We start from the raw sequence: 16,931 nt of genomic DNA on the forward strand, positions 1-16,931 counted from the left end.
GTGCAGATCCAGACCGGCGGCCCGTGCCCAGGTCGGGGCGGGGGCCGACCGTGCCCGGCGGAGGGATCAAGCCTGACCGCCCGGAGCCGGGCACGGTCGGCCCCCGCCCCCCAACCTCAACCCCACCGAACCGGGATCTCCAAAGGCGGCTCACCCTCCCCAGCCCAGAAGATCGTGCCGGTCGCGTCGACCACCACCACACGCGGTGTCCGGGCCAGGCCCCAGGTGATCGCCTCGGCCGGCTCGTCCCAGCTCGGGGCCTCCTCCAGCACACCGGTCTCGGCACCGACGTCGTCTCCGGCCGACCGCTCCCAGTACGCCGTCCAGACCTGCTGCCCGGCCGACATGTCCGGGTGCACGAAGACGGTGCCCCGGCCACGCCAGGCGGCCAGCCGCTCCGGGACCACCGGCAACGGCGTCTCGCCGGTCACCGCCTCCAGGTCCTCCACGCCGAAGGCGTGCGGCAGCAGCTCCGCCATCCGCAGCGGGCGGGTCTTGCTCTCGATCAGGCACTCCGGCCCGCCGTGCTCCCAGAGCAGTTGCCGGCACCGCCCGCATGGCATCAGCGGTTCACCTGTCGCGTCGACGCAGGACAGCGCGACGAGTCGACCGCCACCGGTGGCGTGCAGCGAGGACACCACGCCGCACTCGGCGCACAGCGTCACCCCGTACGCGGCGTTCTCCACGTTGCAGCCGACCACCACGCGGCCGTCGTCGACAAGCGCGGCCGCGCCGACCGGGAACGTCGAGTACGGCGCGTACGCGTGCCGCATCGCGTCGGTGGCGGCGGCGCGCAGGCGCGCCCAGTCAATGTCGGTCATGCCACCATTCTGCCCAGGCGGCCCAGGTCAGGAGCGGGCAGGGCGGGGTCCACGGGCGGACTGTACCTACTGGTATGTACAGTGACACCATGGACTCGCGACAACTACTCGTCGACACGATGAGCCAGCTCATGTGGGAGCGCGGCTACGCCGACACCAGCCCGCGTGACGTTCGCGAACGGTCCGGCGTGGGCCAGGGCAGCATGTACCACCACTTCCCCACCAAGCGGGATCTCGCGCTCGCCGCCCTTGAGCGCAACGTCGCCGATCTGCTGCCGGCCGCGTCCGAACTCGACGGCCCAGGCGACCCGATGGCTCGGATCGAGGCATACCTGATGCGTCCCCGCGACGCCCTCAAGGGCTGCAAGGTCGGCCGGATGACCCAGGACCCGCAGGTCCGCGAGGACCCGGTGCTGCTCGCCCCGGTGGCACGCGCGTTCGCCCAGGTCCGCGTCCGCTGGGTCACGGTGCTACGCGAGGCCGTCGCCGCGGGCGAACTGAGCGACGACCTCGACCCCGAGCAACTCGCCAACACCCTGATGGCCGTCCTACAGGGCGGCTATGTGCTCGCCATCGCCCAGCAGGACCCGGGCCCGTTCGACGATGCCCGCGCCGGTGCTCTCGGCCTGCTCCGGGCAGCGGCACCAACCGGGCCCGCCCACGAGAACAACAGGAGGAGCTGAAGCCATGACGGTACGCATCGGCATCAACGGGTTCGGTCGGATCGGGCGCACCTACCTGCGCGCGGCCCTGGCCAACAACGCCGACGTCGAGGTGGTCGCGGTGAACGACCTCACCGATGCCCGCACGCTGGCCACCCTGCTCGAATGGGACTCGGTCTCCGGCCACCTGGACGGCGTCGCCTACGACGGTGACGCGATCGCCGTGCAGGGCACGCGCATGAGGGTCTTCGCGCAGTCCGACCCGGCCACCATCCCCTGGGGTGACGTCGGCGCCGACGTCGTCATCGAGTCCACCGGTCACTTCACCGACGGCGGCACGGCGGTGGCCCACCTCAAGGGCGGCGCGCGGAAGGTCATCATCTCGGCGCCGGCCAAGGGGGACGTCCCCACGTTCGTTCTCGGCGTGAACGACGACAGCCTCGACCCGGACAGCCACGACGTCTTCTCCAACGGCTCCTGCACCACGAACTCGCTGGCGCCGCTGGCGAAGGTGCTCAACGACTCGTTCGGCATCGAGTCGGGACTGATGACGACGATCCACGCCTACACGGGCGACCAGCGGCTCCACGACGCGCCACACTCCGACCTGCGCCGCGCCCGCGCGGCGGCCGTCTCGACCATCCCGACGTCGTCGGGCGCGGCGAAGGCGATCGGCAAGGTCATCCCGGAGCTCGACGGGCGTCTCACCGGCGCCGCACTGCGCGTACCCGTCGCGACGGGCTCGATCACCGACCTCACCGTGGTCCTCCGCCAGCGCGCCGACGTCCAGGAGGTCAACGCGGCGTTCCGCGAGGCCGCCGCCTCCCCGGGGCTGCGGCGCTACCTGCAGTACTCGGAGGCGCCGCTGGTCTCGGCGGACATCGTCGGCAATCCCTACTCGTCGGTCTTCGACGCGCCGCTGACCGAGGCCGTCGGCAACCAGGTCAAGGTGTTCGGCTGGTACGACAACGAGTGGGGCTTCTCCAACCGCCTCGTGGAGTTCTCCGAGCGGATCGGAACGGCCGCGGCGGCCTGACGCCGTAGAGGGCGGGCGCTGTCATCGTGCCCGGCGGGGCATCCCGCCGGGCACGACTACGGGGCCTCAGCCCTTGATGTACGGCTTGCCGTCGGCGGCCGGCGCCCGGACCCGGCCGACCAGGCCGGCGACCGCGAGGATGGTCGCCAGGTAGGGCAGCATGGCCAGGAACTGGCTGGGGATCGAGCTGCTGATCGCGCCCAGGTAGGTGGCGAGCTGGTCGGCGAAGCCGAAGAAGAGCGCGGCGAGCAGCGCGCCGGTCGGGTTCCAGCGGCCGAAGATCAGTGCGGCCAGCGCGATGAAGCCCTTGCCGCCGATCATGTTCTTGGTGAACGAGTAGAGCGCCAGCGTGTAGGACGCGCCGCCGATGCCGGCGACCACCCCGGCCAGCAGCACGTTGCGGTAGCGGACCCGCAGCACCTTGACGCCGAGCGTGTCGGCGGCGATCGGGTGCTCGCCGACCGAGCGGGTGCGCAGACCCCACCGGGTACGGAACAACCCGATGTGGATCACCAGCACCAGCAGCAGCCCGAGGTAGAGGAAGATGTTGCCGCGGAACAACGCCGGCCCGAGCACCGGGATGTCCTTCAGCAGTGGGATCTCCCAGTTGCTGAAGCGTGGCGCGCTGTTGTATTTCGCCGCGTCGGTCTGCATCAGCCGCTCGTAGAGGAAGCCGGTGACGCCGACCGCGAGCAGGTTCAGCACGATGCCCATGACGACCTGGTCGACCAGGTAGCGGATGGCGAAGACGGCGAGCAGCAGCGAGATGAACGCACCGCCGATGGCGGCGGCGACCAGACCCACCCAGACGCTGCCGGAGATGCTGCCGAACAGCGCGCCACTGAACGCGCCCATCAGCAACTGGCCCTCGATGGCCACGTTGACCACGCCGGATCGTTCGCAGAGGACGCCGGCGAGCGCGCCGAAGATCAGCGGCAGGGCCAGGATGAACGTGCCCCGGATGATGTTGACGAGCGGCATGAAGTTCTGCCCGGCCGGCGCGGCGGAGACCTGCCAGCAGAGGAACGAGAGCACGAAGCCGGCGAGCCCGACGCCGAGCACGGGGAGGAACCACCGCTTCGGCACCCCGGCGAGCAGCGCCGCGCCGGCGGCGATCGCGATGATCCCGAACAGGATCGCCCCGATCGTGCCGTTGATCTCCAATGCGGCACCGGCCGCGTCGTCGCTGAGCGTGAACCGGGCCTGCTGGTCGGTGGCGAGCGCGCCGAAGAGCACCGCCGCCAGCAGGCCGAGCGCCAGCAGGGTGAGGCCGACCTTGCGGCTCCGGGTCCAGAAGCCCTGGTGGACCGGGGCGACCGCGATGTCGGGGACAGCCATGGTGGACATGAGCTACCAGCCCTTCGCCAGGCTCGTCTGCAACCGGGCGGCGCGCGCGGCCCGGAGCTGGAAGATCGCCTTCACCAGGGCCGGCGCGGCGATGAAGATGACGATCAACGCCTGGAGCACGGTCACCAGCTCCAGGGAGATCCCGGAGTACGACTGCATCCGGTTGCCACCGGCCTGCAACGCCCCGAACAGCAACGCGGCCAGCAGCACACCCCAGGGCTTCACCCGCCCCAGCAGCGCCACCAGGATGCCGTCGAAGCCGATCTGCGCGACCACCAACGGGGTCAGCGCGCTGGCGGTGGAGCCGAGGACCATGTTCGAGCCGCCGAGGCCCGCCAGGATGCCGGCGAAGACCATGATCAGGATGTACGTCCGCGTGACGCTGATGCCGGCGGTGCGGGCGGCGTCCGGGTTGGCGCCGACCGCCCGCAGCTCGAAGCCGAGCGTCGAGCGGTTCAGCAGCCAGGCGACCGCCCAGGTCGCCAGCACGGCGAGCAGGATACCGGCGTGCACCCGCAGGTTGTCACCGAGCAGGCGGGGCAGCTGGGCGGAGGTGTCCACCGCCTTGCTGATCGCGTCGGTACGGTTCGGGTCCTGCACGCCGTCCTGCACGATCAGCCAGGTGAGCAGGTACGTGGCGACGTAGTTGAGCATGATCGTGGTGATCACCTCGTGCGCGCCGGCGCGGGCCTTGAGGATGCCGGGGATGAATCCCCAGATCGCCCCGCCCAGGGCGCCGGCCAGCACCGCCACCAGCAGGTGCAGGCCGGGTGGCAGGGGCAGCAGGAAGCCGGCCAGCGCCGCCAGGATCACGCCGACGGTGGCCTGGCCCTGGGCGCCGATGTTGAACAGGCCGCCCCGGAAGGCCAACGCCACCGACAGGCCCGTGAAGACCAGCGGCGCCGTGTAGGTGAGCGTCTCGGAGATCGGCGCGAGCACGGCCTCCCAACCACCACTGCCGTTCACCCAGGCGGAGAACGCTTCCGGGTCGAAGATCGAACCCTTGAACAGGTTCGCGTACGCCTCGCTGACAAGCGTCCAGCTGGAGTTGATCGCGTCGGACGGCCGCGAGGTGATGTACGAGTAGGTGGACAGCACCGCCGGATCAGAAATGATCATCAGCACCGCACCGACCACGATCGCCAGCACCAACGACAGCAGCGTCACCGTGAAGGTGTTGGCCGCCCAGAGGTTGTCCACGAACAACCGGCCCAGGCTGGGCTCGGGCCGCTGGTCCGGCGCCGACGTCGCCGCCGAACGGTCCGGTTCGGTCGCCGACTCGGCCCGTTCGGTGTTGCCGAGCGCGTTCTGCGCGGCCTGCGCCTCGCTCGCCGGCCCCTTGTCCGGGGAACCCGACTGCGACGTGGGGTCGCTCATGCCGTCACTCCGCTTCGCTGCGTGCCGCCATGAGACACCAACGCCCTGCAACGATGATTCGCTCGCTGACGCTCGCTCATGCCTTGTCCTCGTTCGCGGGGCCTGCGTCGCTCGCCGGGCCCCCGTCGGCCGCACCGGGCTCGTCGGCGGCGGGTGTCGCGACGGCTTCGTGGGCCTCGTCCGGGCTGATGCCGGCCATCAGCAGGCCGATCTCCTCACGCGGGGTGTCCGGGCCGACGACGCCGATGATCCGACCGCGGTACATCACCGCGATCCGGTCGGCCAGCCCGATCACCTCGTCCAGCTCACTGGAGACCACCATGACGGCGGTGCCGATGTCCCGCTCGCGGATGATCTGGCTGTGGATGAACTCGATCGACCCGACGTCGACGCCACGGGTCGGCTGGGCGGCGATGAAGAGCTTCAGCGGCCGGGACAACTCCCGGGCCACGATCACCTTCTGCTGGTTGCCGCCGGAGAGGGTGCCCACCGCAGCGTCGGCCGATGAGGTACGGACGTCGAACTGCTCGATCCGTTCCTTCGCGGAGGCGGCGATCGCCTCCGGCCTGAGCGCGAGCCCGGCACCGAACGGCGGCCGGTCGTAGATGTCCAGCACCAGGTTCTCCGCGACGCTGAACTCCTTGACCAGGCCGTCCACGCTGCGGTCCTCGGGCACGTAGCCGACGCCCGCGCGGAGCACCTTCTTGGGCTTCCAGCCGTCGATCCGGTCCCCGACCAGGCTGACCGTGCCGGCGAGCACCGGGCGCAGTCCCATGATCGCCTCGATCAGCTCGGTCTGACCGTTGCCCTGTACGCCCGCCACGCCGAGCACCTCACCGGCGCGCACGGTCAGGTCCACCCCGTCGACCGCGCGGATCTGCCGGTCGTCGTCGACGACGAGCCCGGCCACCTCCAGCACCGGGTCGCCCGGCGTGGCCGGGGACTTGTCCACGGTCAGCCGGACGTTACGCCCGACCATCAGGGCGGCCAGCTCGTCCCGGCTGGCCTCCGGCGAGGCGGTGCCGACGGTCTTGCCGCGTCGGATCACGGTGATCCGGTCGGCGATGGCCTTGACCTCGCCGAGTTTGTGGGTGATGAAGACGATCGACTTGCCGGCGGCCTTGAGCGACCGCATGACCGTCAGCAGTTCCTCGGTCTCCTGCGGCGTGAGCACGGCGGTCGGCTCGTCCAGGATGAGCAGGTCGACGTCGCGGGTGAGCGCCTTGACGATCTCGACGCGCTGTTGGATGCCGACCGGCAGGTCCTCGATCACCGCGTCCGGGTCGACCCGCAGGTTGTAGCGCTCGGACACCTCGGTGACCTCGCGCCGGGCGCGACGCCGGTCCAGGAAGCCGGCGATGCCGCCCCGGGTCTGCTCGGCGCCGAGCATGATGTTTTCCGCGACGGTGAACACCGGCACCAGCATGAAGTGCTGGTGCACCATGCCGATCCCGGCGCCGATCGCGTCGGATGGGCCCCTCAGCTTCAGCGGCTTGCCGTCGACCAGGATCTCGCCCTCGTCGGGCTGGTAGAGCCCGTAGAGCACGTTCATCAGTGTCGACTTGCCCGCGCCGTTCTCGCCGAGCAGGGCGTGAATCTCTCCAGGCTCCACCGTCAGGTCGATGTGGTCGTTGGCGACCAGATCACCGAACCGCTTGGTGATGCCGCGCAGTTCGAGTCTCAGCGCAACCTCCTGGAGTGCGAGCGATGGTGCAGCCTAGCTGCCGTCGACCGGACCGGACCGGACCGGCCGACGTGGTGCGCGATCGGCCGCTCCGACCCCACGGTCACCCGCGGGGCCAGAGCGGCCGGTCGGTCGTACCTGTCCCCCGCCGACCCCCCGATGATCTCACCGGAGGGGCCGGCCGGTCGTCACTTGGTCGGCTGGGCCTTCGAGGTGACGGTGATGGTGCCCGCGGCGATGTCCGCCTTGATCTTGTCGACCTCGGCCTTCAGCTCGGCCGGAACCTTGCTGTCGAAGTCGTGGTACGGGGCGATCGAGACACCGGTGTTGGCCAGGGTGCCGACGAAGCCCGGCTTGGCCGGCAGCTTGTCGCCGGCGGCGGCCTTCACCACGGCCTCCTTGACTGCTTCCGGGATGTTCTTGACGACCGTGGTGATGATCGCCGAGCAGTCCGGGGTGCTCACGCAGCCGTCGACGTCCACCCAGATGGTGCTGTACTTGCCGCCGGACGCCTTGGCCGCGGCGGTGGTGCCGAGGCCGGAGCCGCCGGCGACCGGCATGATGATGTCCGCGCCCTGGGCGACCAGCGCGTCGGAGACCTTCTTGCCCTCGTCCTGCTTGGCGAAGTCGTTGGTGAAGGAGCCCTTCTGGGTCTCCTTGTTCCAACCCAGCGCCTGGATGTTCTTGCCCTTGGTGGTGTTGTAGTACTTCACACCGTCGACGAAGCCGTCCATGAAGATGGTGACCGGCGGGATCGGCAGACCACCGTAGGTGCCCACCTTGCCGCTCTTGCTCATCCCGGCGGCCAGGTAGCCGGCCTGGAACGCCGCCTGGGCGGTGTCGAACTGCATCGGGTAGACGTTGGCGTCACCCGGGTTGGCGTCGACGATGCCGAACTCCTGGTTCGGGTTCGCCTTGGCGATCTTCGAGGTGGCGTTCTGCATCAGGCCACCGACCGCCAGGATGAAGTCGCACTTCTGGTTGACGTACTGCGTCAGGTTCGGCTCGTAGTCGGCCTCGGCCTTGGACGCGACGAACTTGATGTCGATGTTGTCGTTGGCGGCCTTGGCGTCCTGCAGACCCTTCCAGGCCGAGGTGTTGAACGACTTGTCGTCGATGCCGCCGACGTCGGTCACCATGCAGGCGCTGAACTTCTTGCCGCCACTGCCGGCGTTGTTGTCATCCTTGGGGGCCTCGCCACAAGCGGCGGCGGTGAGCGCGAGCCCACCCACCGCGACGATCGAGGCGATCCGCATCCCACGCACCGAGCGCAAGACGTCTCCTTCCCATTGCTCACCGCGCCTAGTGCGGTGGCAGCCCATCAGCCGACCTGCGGTGTGCCGCCGGCTGTCCCACGTTACGGACGGGAGCGTACGCCCGCGCCCACCCACCGGCCGACAATCGTGCACGACTGTTGAGCGCCTGTTACCCGGGTGTAACCCTTGCGTGGGGCAGGTCACTCCTGAGGCTGGTAGGCGCGTGTCCCGGCGTCCGCAACATCCGCTTTCGGGGGCGGCTGCCCCTCTCGGACGTTACCGCCAAAAGACCGCGACCGCCGCGTTGACCAGGGTCAGACCGACTATCGCGAGGAAATGGCCACGGTTTACCACATCCCGCTTCCGGGAGAAGAAGACCATGACGAAGATCAGCAACGCGATGACCAACTTCGTCACGAGTTTCGCGAGTGCCGGCTCGTCGCCGTCGCGCAACGGGGCGGAGAGGCCGAGCCCGGTCAGCAACTGGATCACCGAGCCCCAGAGCATGGCCTGGTTGATCCGGATCCGGCCGCTGACGTATTGGGCGATCGCGCCGCCGAGCAGCAGGGCGAAGCCGATCAGATGGACATAGAGGAGAATGAGTCGCAGCGCTTCCACGTCACTCATCCTCCCCTATCAACGACGCTTTGTAGTAGGGGGTCGGGCCGCTCGGCGCGTCGCCGCCGGCGTGGCGGCTGGCCGGGCCGCTCAGCCGGGGTCGGCGCAGAGCTGGGAGATCAAGGCGGTGCGGGCCCACTCTTCCCACGTGTCCGGTGACCAGTCGCGGTCGCGGACAAAAATCAGGTAGAGCTGTGGGCTGAGCAGGCCGAACAGCAGGTCCGCCGCCATCTCGACGGAGAGGCCGGGACGGGTGTCGGGCTTGCCGACCAGGGCTTCGGCCGCTGCGTACTGCACGGTGTAGCGCGGGTCGGGGCCGTCCGGCCACTGTGCGGCGATCTCAGGGTCGGTGGCTGCGGCAGCCGCGATCAGCGGCATGATCGGCGCGACCCGGCCCAGGATTTCGCGGGTGCCGTGGACGTGCGCGCGCAACTGCCCGGCTGCGGTGGGCTCGGCGCACGCGGCGCGGAACCACTCACGATCCATGGTGGCGATCGGCTCGGCGTCCCCGGCGATGGACGTGTCGACGACGTCCTTGAACAGCGCGCGCTTGTTGCGGAAGACGAAGTAGACCGTCTGGACGGCTACGCCAGCCCGGTCCGCGACCTCCTGCAGACTTGTCGCCCCGTAACCCTGCGTGACGAATAGCTCGCGAGCCGCCTCGACGACCTTTTCACGGGTGCGGCGTGAGCGCTCGGCTCGCTTGTCCGGCCGCTTGACCTTCTCCATATTGCGAGCCTATCTTTAGAGTACATCACTAGAGTTCAACTCTAGTTTTAGGAGGAGAGCGGTGAACCAGCCAAACGCCACCCAGAAGCCGGAACCTGACCTGGCCTCGACGCAACGCGACCCGGAGGAGGAGTCCGTCCACCGCGCACTGGAGGGCTACTACCGCACCGGCAAGCCGCCGTGGGACACCGGCGTGACGCCGCCCGAGCTGGTCGACCTGGTAGAGGGGCACGGCGCGCTGCGACCCGGCCGCGCCCTCGAACTCGGCTGCGGCACGGGGACCAACGCCATCTACCTCGCACGGCACGGCTGGGAGGTGGCGGCCGTCGACCTGATCGACCGCGCCGTTGACCAAGCCAGGGAGAAGGCTGCGGCGGCGGGAGTGGCGGTACGGCTGCTGCACGGAGACGCCACCCGCCTCGACGGGCTGGACGTGCCGGGCCCCTTCGACCTGTTCTTCGACCTGAGCTGCTACTGCGGGGTCCCGCTACACCGCCGCGACGCCTACGCCGCCGGGCTCACCCACCGCGCCGCTCCCGGAGCACTGTTGCTGATGTTCGGGTACGGCCCCGAGCCGCTCGGCAATCCGACCACCGAGATCACCTCTTGGGCGGCGGGCGTCACCGCCGACGAGCTGCGCGCCAGGTTCCCCGGCTGGGAACTACTCGACGTCACACCGGGCACCAACTCGGTGCCGACCTTCTGGTTCACGCTGCGCCGCGACGCCTAGCAATCTTCGGTAGCATGCCCCAGAGTTCAGTCGGAATCACCGATGGGATTCCTCGCTCGGAGCCTGCGGGCCGCAGCCGGTAGTCAGCAAGAGTTTGCAGACGATGGAACGGCTTGCGGGACGCGCCGCAAGAACTTGCCGGTGGGCTAAGGTGCCGCCATGCGCGCTCGACTGTCCGACATCGCCCAGCAGGCCGAGGTCAGCGAGGCCACGGTGTCGCGGGTGCTCAACGACCGTCCCGGCGTGGCCCCGGACACCCGGCAGGCCGTCCTCACCGCACTGGACGTGCTCGGCTACGAGCGCCCGGCCCGGCTGCGCAAGCGCAACGCCGGGCTGGTCGGCCTGGTGGTACCGGAGCTGGACAACCCGATCTTCCCCGCCTTCGCCCAGGTCATCGAGTCGACCCTGGCACAGAGTGGGTTCACCCCGGTCCTCTGCACCCAGACCGCCGGTGGCGTGACCGAGGACGAGTACACCGAGATGCTGCTGGACCGGCAGGTCTCCGGCATCGTCTTCGTCTCCGGGCTGCACGCCGACGCCGCCGCCAACCACGACCGCTACCGTGCGCTGCTCGCCCGACCGCTGCCGATCGTGCTGGTCAACGGGTACGTACCCGACATCGGCGCCCCCTTCGTCTCCTGCGACGACCGGGAGGCCGCCGAGCTGGCCGTCGCCCATCTGGTCGCGCTCGGGCACCGACGGATCGGGCTGATCACCGGCCCGGACCGGTTCGTCCCGGTGCGACGCAAGGTGGCCGGCTGGCGCTCCGCGATGACCCGACTCGCCGGTGTCGCGGAGGCCGACCTCGGCCCGCTCGCCGAGCTGTCGCTGTTCGGTGTGGAGGGTGGCGAGGCCGCGGCCGGCCGCCTGCTCGACCGCGGTGTCACGGGCGTGGTCTGCGGCTCCGACCTGATGGCGCTCGGCGCGATCCGGGCGGCCCGCCAGCGCGGCCTCCGCGTGCCCGACGACGTCTCCGTGGTCGGCTACGACGACTCGCCGCTGATGGCCTTCACCGACCCGCCGCTGACGACCATGCGGCAGCCGGTCGTCGCGATGGCGGTGGCCGCCGTCCGGGCGCTGGTCGACGAGATCAACGGGTACGGCGCTCCGCACTCGGAGTACCTGTTCCGCCCGGAGCTGGTGGTGCGCGGCTCGACCGCCGTCGTACCGAGTGCCGCACGGCTGCCTTACGCAAGAACTGCTTGACTCTTGCAACTGCGAGGCGGCATATTGCTCCGATGATCAGCACCGCCACCCCGCCCCGGGCCGGCGTCTGGTTACCACGGCGCTGAACGGGTAAGACCTTCTCGACCTGGTCGTTCGTCGTGCCCCGCGCCGGCGGGCGACTGGGCTACCGGCCCCTTGTGGTGGGGGGTGAGGTGCCACCGGCGCCGCGCGGAGTCCGCTCCGCGTGGCGCCGGTGTCCGTGTGACGCGGGTGGTGTGACCCGCAACCGTCGCGGGTACCGCATCGGGCACCGTCGCTACGGAGGTGACCCGATGGGGGTACGGATCGCGCAGTGCACGCTCGACGTCGAGGACCTGGACGTGATGGTCGCGTTCTGGTCGGCGGCGCTCGGCTACGAGGTCGAGCAGGGCGACGACGGCAGCGCCAAGCTCTGGCCGCCGGGGCAGCCCTCCGCCGCCGCGCCCCCGGTGTGGTTGCAGGGCTCGGGCACCGCCAAGCGGGGCAAGAACCGACTGCACCTCGACCTGGTCGCGGACACGGATCCCGAGACCGAGGTACGACGGCTGCTGGGCCTCGGTGCGCGGCACATCGACGTCGGGCAGACCGGGACCGAACGGTTCACGGTGCTCGCCGACCCGGAGGGCAACGAGTTCTGCGTGCTGGATGGTCCGCCGACCCGCTGACGGCCCGGGGTCACTTCGCGGTGAGCAGCGCCGCGATCCGGGTGAAGCCCTCGCGTACCTCGGCCTCGTCCGGCGGCTCGGCGGGCGCACCGTGGCCCGCCTCGTCGGCGGCGGCGTCCAACTCCTCGTCGATCACGTCCTCGAAGTCGCCGTACAGGTCGGCGCCCTCGACCTGGCGGGCCTCGTCCTCGGCGGCGACCTGCGCGGCGGCGATCTCACTGCGGATCTCGTCGGCCGACAACGCCGGCAGCAACGGCTCCACCACCGCCATCAGTTGCTCCTCGGCCACCACCGCCTCGGCCAGCGCCAACGCGTGTGGCCGCTCGTACGGCCCACAGACCACCGGCTCCCACTCGTCGAGGTCGCCGAGCGGACCGAAGGTGATGATCCACGGCAGACCGAGGAGCGGCGAGTCGGCCGGCAGGTCCAGTGTCATGAGTGCGCCCACCGGCTCATCATGGTCCGCGAACGCGAGCGCCGACGGCTTTCGGTTCAGTTTTCGCCCGTCCGGCGGGTGATCGACGCCCTCAGCCGGGGCGGGTCGCATCCAGGGCTGCGCGGACCAGGGCGAGTGCGGTGGCCGGCAGTACGCCGAGCCGTGCCGCCTCGGCCGCGTAGCCGGCCGCCGCCCGCTGGAGCCGGTCGACGGCGTCGTCCCGCCCGGGGGCGACGAACGTGCCGTTGCGCCCCCGGGTCTCCAGCAGACCGGCAGCCTCCAACTCCCGGTACGCCCGGGCCACCGTGTTCGCCGCCAACGTCAGGTCGGCGGCGAGCTGCCGGACGGTGGGCAGTCGACTGCCCACCGGCAGCCGACCGTCGCCGATCAGCTCGGCGAGTTGCCCGCGAACCTGCTCGTACGGGGGCACCGACGAGTCCGGGTCGACCGAGATCAGCACCTGCACACCTTCCGTCCTCAGCCCGCACCGCCCGGCGTACCGGGATCGGTGTCCTCGTCGATCACCTTCGGCGCGGCGGGGGTCTCCGCCAGGTCCACCACCCGACCGTTGGTGCTGGTCGCGAGCAGGGCCGCACCGAACAGCACCAGTTGGTTGAGCAGGTAGAGGTAGAGCAGCAGACCGACGGCGCCGGCCACCACCGTGTACGCCGGGTTGCGCTCGGTGCGCACCACGTAGTAGCGCCCCACCGTGTTCAGCAGGGTGATGCCGACCGCGACCAGCAGCACCACCGGACGCAGCCGGGACCGGCTCATCCGCAGCCGGGGCACCGCGAGGAGCAACGCGGTGGCGAGTACCGCGTTGACAAGCACGCTGAGCACCGCGCTGATCGTGGTGAGACCGACCGACCCGGTGCTGCGCAGCAGGAAACGCAGCAGCGACTCCAACGCGTCCACCGCCGCGACCGAGACACCGAGCAGCACGAAGATGCCGATCATCACGCCCAGGTCGACCAGCCGCCGGATCACCAGGTTGCCGGGCTGCTGGTTGAGCGCGTACATCAGCCGCTGCGAGGACCGGATGGCCTCCACCCAGCCGATCCCGGTGAAGACCAGGATGACCAGGCCGACCACCCCGACCGTGCCGCTGGAGTTGGCGATCTGCTCGGCGTCCAGGAAGGGCAGGTTCTCCTTGAGGAAGCCGGCCGCCGCCGCGCTGACGTCGTCGTTGTCCTCCAGGATCGCACCGAAGATGGAGAACGCGACGAGGGCGAGGGCGAACACCGCGAAGAAGCCGTAGTAGGCGATCGCGGCGGCCAGCCGACCGGCCAGCACCTCGCCGTACAGGGCGCCGGCGCGCCAGAGGTGATCGAAGAGCCCCGACCGGTGGCGCGCGGCGCTCACCCAGCGGTCGATGGCCGCCTCGATCCCGCCGATCACGTTCACGCGATCATCCTCGCCGATCTCCCACCGCCGTAGTGGCAACCGGCTCCCGATGCTCACCTACCGGCGCGTCGCCGACGGGTCAGTCGCCGAGGCGGAAGTCCCGACGCGGCCGCCACCGGGCCTCCCCGCTGTGCGAGAAGAGGGTGAACGCGTCGACCTCGAACATCGCGGAGAAGTCGGCCAGATCCTCGTACACCTTGTCCAGGGCCTCCGGAGCCACGTCCTGTGCCACGGTGACGTGCGGATGGTACGGGAAGCGGGCCCTGCGGTGTAGGTCCGGCGCCGCGGTGATGGCGGCGGCCAGCAACTCACACTCGCTGATGCCGGCGGCCACCGCGACGAACACCACCTGGGTGACCGGCCGGAACGTGCCGGTGCCCCGCAGGTGCAGCGCGAACGGCAGGTGCGCGGCGGCGACGGCGGCCAGGTGCCGCTCGACGGCGGGCAGATTTGCCGTCGGGATCTCGGTGGGCCCGAGCAGCGTCACGTGCGCGGGCACCGCCAGCGGGTCGCCGGCCTCGATCCGTCGCCGGGTGAGCTGGGCACCCCAGGGCTCGGGAATGTCCACCGCGATGCCGATCTGGATGGTGTCGCCGGTCGGCGGCACCCCGCCACTGCGATCCACGCTTCGCGCCGCCCCTCCGGCCACCGACCCGTCCACCTGTCCCGCGGCGCTACTCGCCGCGTACGGGCGGGAAGAACCCGACCCGCTCGTACGTGGAGCGCAGGGTCGCCGCGGCCACCGCGCGGGCCTTCTCCGCACCGGAGGCGAGCAGCTTGTCCAACTGCGCCGGGTCGTCGAGGTACGCGCGGGTGCGCTCCTGGACCGGACGGACGAAGTCCGCCACCACCTCGGCCAACTCCTTCTTCAGGTCGCCGTAGCCGCGGCCGGCGAACGCGGCCACCAACTCGTCGATGCCGCGACCGCTGAGCGCCGAGTGGATGGTCAGCAGGTTGGACACACCCGGCTTCGTCTCGGCATCGAAGACGATCTCCCGACCGGTGTCCGTCACCGCCGAGCGGATCTTCTTCGCGGACCGGGCCGGATCTTCCAGGAGGTCGATGATGCCGGCCGGCGAGGACGACGACTTGGACATCTTCGCCGTCGGGTCCTGTAGGTCGGTGATCTTCGCGGTGTCCTTGACGATGTGCGGCGCGGGCACCGTGAACGTCGGGCCGAACAGCGAGTTGAACCGCTGGGCCAGATCCCGGGAGAGCTCCAGGTGCTGGCGCTGGTCCTCCCCGACGGGGACCGCGTTGGCCTGGTAGAGCAGGATGTCGGCGGCCTGCAGGACCGGGTAGGTGAACAGCCCGACGCTGGCCCGCTCGTTGCCCTGCTTCTGCGACTTGTCCTTGAACTGGGTCATCCGGCTGGCCTCGCCGAAGCCGGTGATGCAGCCGAGCACCCAGGCGAGCTGCGGGTGTTCGGGCACCTGCGACTGCACGAACAGGGTGCTGCGCTCCGGGTCGAGACCGACCGCGAAGAGCTGGGCGGCGGCCACCCGCGTCCGCTGCCGCAACAGCGCCGGGTCGTGCCCCGCGGTGATGGCGTGCAGGTCGACCACGCAGTAGAACGCGTCGTGGGTCTCCTGTAGTGCCACCCAGTGCCGTACCGCGCCCAGATAGTTGCCGAGGTGGAACGAGTCGGCCGTCGGCTGGATGCCGGAGAAGACGCGGGGACGGGCGGGAGCGTCGGACATGGCGATAATTCTGTCAGCACGCAAGTGGGTCCGTCATGACGGGCTGGCGGGTCGGCTGCGGCCCGCCGTCGTCGGGGTGCTGACCTCGGGTGGTGCGGCCGGGCCGACCCGGCGCGTCGGCCCGGCCGCCGTCTGCCGCGTCGACGTGCCGTGGTGCTCGTGTTGTTGCTCGCGGCGCTGTTCCGGCACCCGGACGGCGGAGACCGCGAGCCGGGCCACCCGGCGGCCGTCCAGGGCGAGGACGCGCAGCAGCCAGCCGCCCGCCGGGTCGGCCGGATCCGGTCCGACGTCGTCGGCCGCCTCGCTGGGCACCGGCACCTCGTCGCCGGTCACCGGGAGCCGACCCAGCGCGGCCATCACGAACCCACCGACCGTCTCGTACGGCCCGGCGGGCAGCGCCAGCCCGGTCCGCTCGGCGAAGTCGGCGAGGTTGAGGCGACCGTCCACGACGGCCGGCAGGCCGGCGCGCACCGGGTCCGGAGTGGCGTCGTACTCGTCGCGGATCTCGCCGATCAGCTCCTCGATGAGGTCCTCCAGCGTGACGATGCCGGCGGTGCCGCCGTACTCGTCGACCACCACCGCCAGGTGCTGGCCCTCCCGGCGCATCTCGGTGAGCGCGGGTAGCACCCGTTTGCTCCCGGGCAGTCGCTTCACCTCCCGGGCCAGCTCGCCGACTGTGACACACGGATCGGCGTCCGGGCGCAGCAGCACGTCCCGCAGGTGCACGAAGCCGACCACGTCGTCGTGGGTGCCGTCGGTGACCGGGTAACGGGTGTGCGTTTCGGCGCGTACCAGCCGGGCAGCCTCGGTGATGGTGAGCCGCGCCGGGAGGAAGACGACCTCGGTGCGCGGCATCATCACCTCGCGGATCAGGCTCGCACCGGCCACCAGGACCTCGTCGATGATCCGCCGTTCGTCCGGGTCGAGCACCGTGTTCGCGGCGACCAGGTCCCGCAGCTCGGCCTCGGTGATCCGCTCCCGGCCGGCCGCCGGCCCGGCCCCGAGCAGGTCGGTGACGAGTCGGGAGGCACCGTCGGCGGTGCGGACCAGCATCCGGGCGACGGCCCGGGCGAGCGGCCCGGGGTCGCGACGGGGTCGCACCCGCACGCGTCGCCGGAGCCCGGTACGGGCCACTTCCCGCATGACAGAGATGGTAGACACCGTTGGCTCACCGCACCGGGGGTTCGCCGGACGAGCCACACATGTTCGGCTCTGTTTAATCATGAAGGATTATGATGGAATAAGGATGGCGGTGCCGTC

Annotated in this window: 18 protein-coding genes; 5 read left to right on the forward strand and 13 right to left on the reverse strand. The window is 70.5% G+C overall.

Going from position 1 to position 16,931, the window contains the following annotated elements:
• Positions 1-116: 116 nt before the first annotated feature.
• Complete coding sequence (locus tag ACGFIQ_RS05525) at positions 117-821, reverse strand: cytidine deaminase (RefSeq protein ID WP_393239544.1); 705 nt, start codon at positions 819-821, stop codon at positions 117-119.
• An 89-nt stretch (positions 822-910) separates the two neighbouring features.
• Here ACGFIQ_RS05525 and ACGFIQ_RS05530 point away from each other — a divergent pair, with 89 nt between their 5' ends.
• On the forward strand, positions 911-1,504 hold the full coding sequence (locus tag ACGFIQ_RS05530) for a TetR/AcrR family transcriptional regulator (RefSeq protein WP_393239547.1): 594 nt from the start codon (positions 911-913) through the stop codon (positions 1,502-1,504).
• A 4-nt stretch (positions 1,505-1,508) separates the two neighbouring features.
• Positions 1,509-2,519 carry a type I glyceraldehyde-3-phosphate dehydrogenase gene (gap, locus tag ACGFIQ_RS05535; RefSeq protein WP_393239550.1) on the forward strand — a complete coding sequence of 337 codons (1,011 nt, stop codon included), beginning with the start codon at positions 1,509-1,511 and terminating at the stop codon, positions 2,517-2,519.
• Between the two features lie 66 nt (positions 2,520-2,585).
• On the opposite strand, the gene ACGFIQ_RS05540 is transcribed toward gap, so the two are convergent.
• From ACGFIQ_RS05540 to ACGFIQ_RS05565, 6 genes are all read right to left on the reverse strand, one after another.
• Positions 2,586-3,866, reverse strand: coding sequence for an ABC transporter permease (locus tag ACGFIQ_RS05540; RefSeq protein WP_357075595.1), 1,281 nt, complete (start codon positions 3,864-3,866; stop codon positions 2,586-2,588).
• 3 nt (positions 3,867-3,869) lie between these two features.
• The gene (locus ACGFIQ_RS05545) at positions 3,870-5,243 is read right to left on the reverse strand and encodes an ABC transporter permease (protein WP_393239554.1); all 1,374 of its coding nucleotides are present in this window, start codon (positions 5,241-5,243) and stop codon (positions 3,870-3,872) included.
• A gap of 76 nt (positions 5,244-5,319) precedes the next feature.
• Positions 5,320-6,927, reverse strand: a complete 1,608-nt coding sequence (locus tag ACGFIQ_RS05550; protein ID WP_393240366.1) for an ABC transporter ATP-binding protein — start codon at positions 6,925-6,927, stop codon at positions 5,320-5,322.
• 188 nt (positions 6,928-7,115) lie between these two features.
• The gene (locus ACGFIQ_RS05555; RefSeq protein WP_393240369.1) at positions 7,116-8,183 is read right to left on the reverse strand and encodes a BMP family protein; all 1,068 of its coding nucleotides are present in this window, start codon (positions 8,181-8,183) and stop codon (positions 7,116-7,118) included.
• Positions 8,184-8,459: 276 nt separating this feature from the next.
• The gene (locus tag ACGFIQ_RS05560) at positions 8,460-8,801 is read right to left on the reverse strand and encodes a hypothetical protein (RefSeq protein WP_393240372.1); all 342 of its coding nucleotides are present in this window, start codon (positions 8,799-8,801) and stop codon (positions 8,460-8,462) included.
• A gap of 90 nt (positions 8,802-8,891) precedes the next feature.
• Positions 8,892-9,530, reverse strand: coding sequence for a TetR/AcrR family transcriptional regulator (locus ACGFIQ_RS05565; RefSeq protein ID WP_393239557.1), 639 nt, complete (start codon positions 9,528-9,530; stop codon positions 8,892-8,894).
• 61 nt (positions 9,531-9,591) lie between these two features.
• On the opposite strand from ACGFIQ_RS05565, the gene ACGFIQ_RS05570 reads away from it, so the two are divergent.
• From ACGFIQ_RS05570 to ACGFIQ_RS05580, 3 genes are all read left to right on the forward strand, one after another.
• Positions 9,592-10,260 carry an SAM-dependent methyltransferase gene (locus ACGFIQ_RS05570; RefSeq protein ID WP_393239560.1) on the forward strand — a complete coding sequence of 223 codons (669 nt, stop codon included), beginning with the start codon at positions 9,592-9,594 and terminating at the stop codon, positions 10,258-10,260.
• Between the two features lie 159 nt (positions 10,261-10,419).
• Positions 10,420-11,466 (forward strand): LacI family DNA-binding transcriptional regulator, encoded by a 1,047-nt coding sequence (locus tag ACGFIQ_RS05575; RefSeq protein ID WP_393239563.1) that lies wholly within the window; start codon positions 10,420-10,422, stop codon positions 11,464-11,466.
• Positions 11,467-11,759: 293 nt separating this feature from the next.
• Positions 11,760-12,131, forward strand: a complete 372-nt coding sequence (locus tag ACGFIQ_RS05580) for a VOC family protein (protein WP_393239565.1) — start codon at positions 11,760-11,762, stop codon at positions 12,129-12,131.
• Between the two features lie 10 nt (positions 12,132-12,141).
• Here ACGFIQ_RS05580 and ACGFIQ_RS05585 read toward each other — a convergent pair whose 3' ends face one another.
• The 6 genes from ACGFIQ_RS05585 to ACGFIQ_RS05610 form a co-directional block, all read right to left on the reverse strand.
• The gene (locus tag ACGFIQ_RS05585; RefSeq protein WP_393239568.1) at positions 12,142-12,579 is read right to left on the reverse strand and encodes a hypothetical protein; all 438 of its coding nucleotides are present in this window, start codon (positions 12,577-12,579) and stop codon (positions 12,142-12,144) included.
• 79 nt (positions 12,580-12,658) lie between these two features.
• A complete protein-coding gene (locus ACGFIQ_RS05590; RefSeq protein ID WP_393239571.1) occupies positions 12,659-13,027 on the reverse strand; it encodes a GntR family transcriptional regulator in 369 nt (122 codons plus the stop codon).
• Positions 13,028-13,044: 17 nt separating this feature from the next.
• Complete coding sequence (locus ACGFIQ_RS05595; RefSeq protein WP_393239573.1) at positions 13,045-13,971, reverse strand: YihY/virulence factor BrkB family protein; 927 nt, start codon at positions 13,969-13,971, stop codon at positions 13,045-13,047.
• A gap of 79 nt (positions 13,972-14,050) precedes the next feature.
• Complete coding sequence (locus tag ACGFIQ_RS05600; RefSeq protein ID WP_393239576.1) at positions 14,051-14,632, reverse strand: 2'-5' RNA ligase family protein; 582 nt, start codon at positions 14,630-14,632, stop codon at positions 14,051-14,053.
• A 13-nt stretch (positions 14,633-14,645) separates the two neighbouring features.
• Positions 14,646-15,671, reverse strand: a complete 1,026-nt coding sequence (trpS, locus tag ACGFIQ_RS05605) for a tryptophan--tRNA ligase (RefSeq protein WP_393239579.1) — start codon at positions 15,669-15,671, stop codon at positions 14,646-14,648.
• A gap of 33 nt (positions 15,672-15,704) precedes the next feature.
• Positions 15,705-16,724, reverse strand: coding sequence for a hemolysin family protein (locus tag ACGFIQ_RS05610; protein WP_393240375.1), 1,020 nt, complete (start codon positions 16,722-16,724; stop codon positions 15,705-15,707).
• Between the last annotated feature and the right edge of the window lie 207 nt (positions 16,725-16,931).

It is taken from the genome of Micromonospora sp. NPDC048898 (genome assembly GCF_043198035.1).
Lineage (GTDB): Bacteria > Actinomycetota > Actinomycetes > Mycobacteriales > Micromonosporaceae > Micromonospora.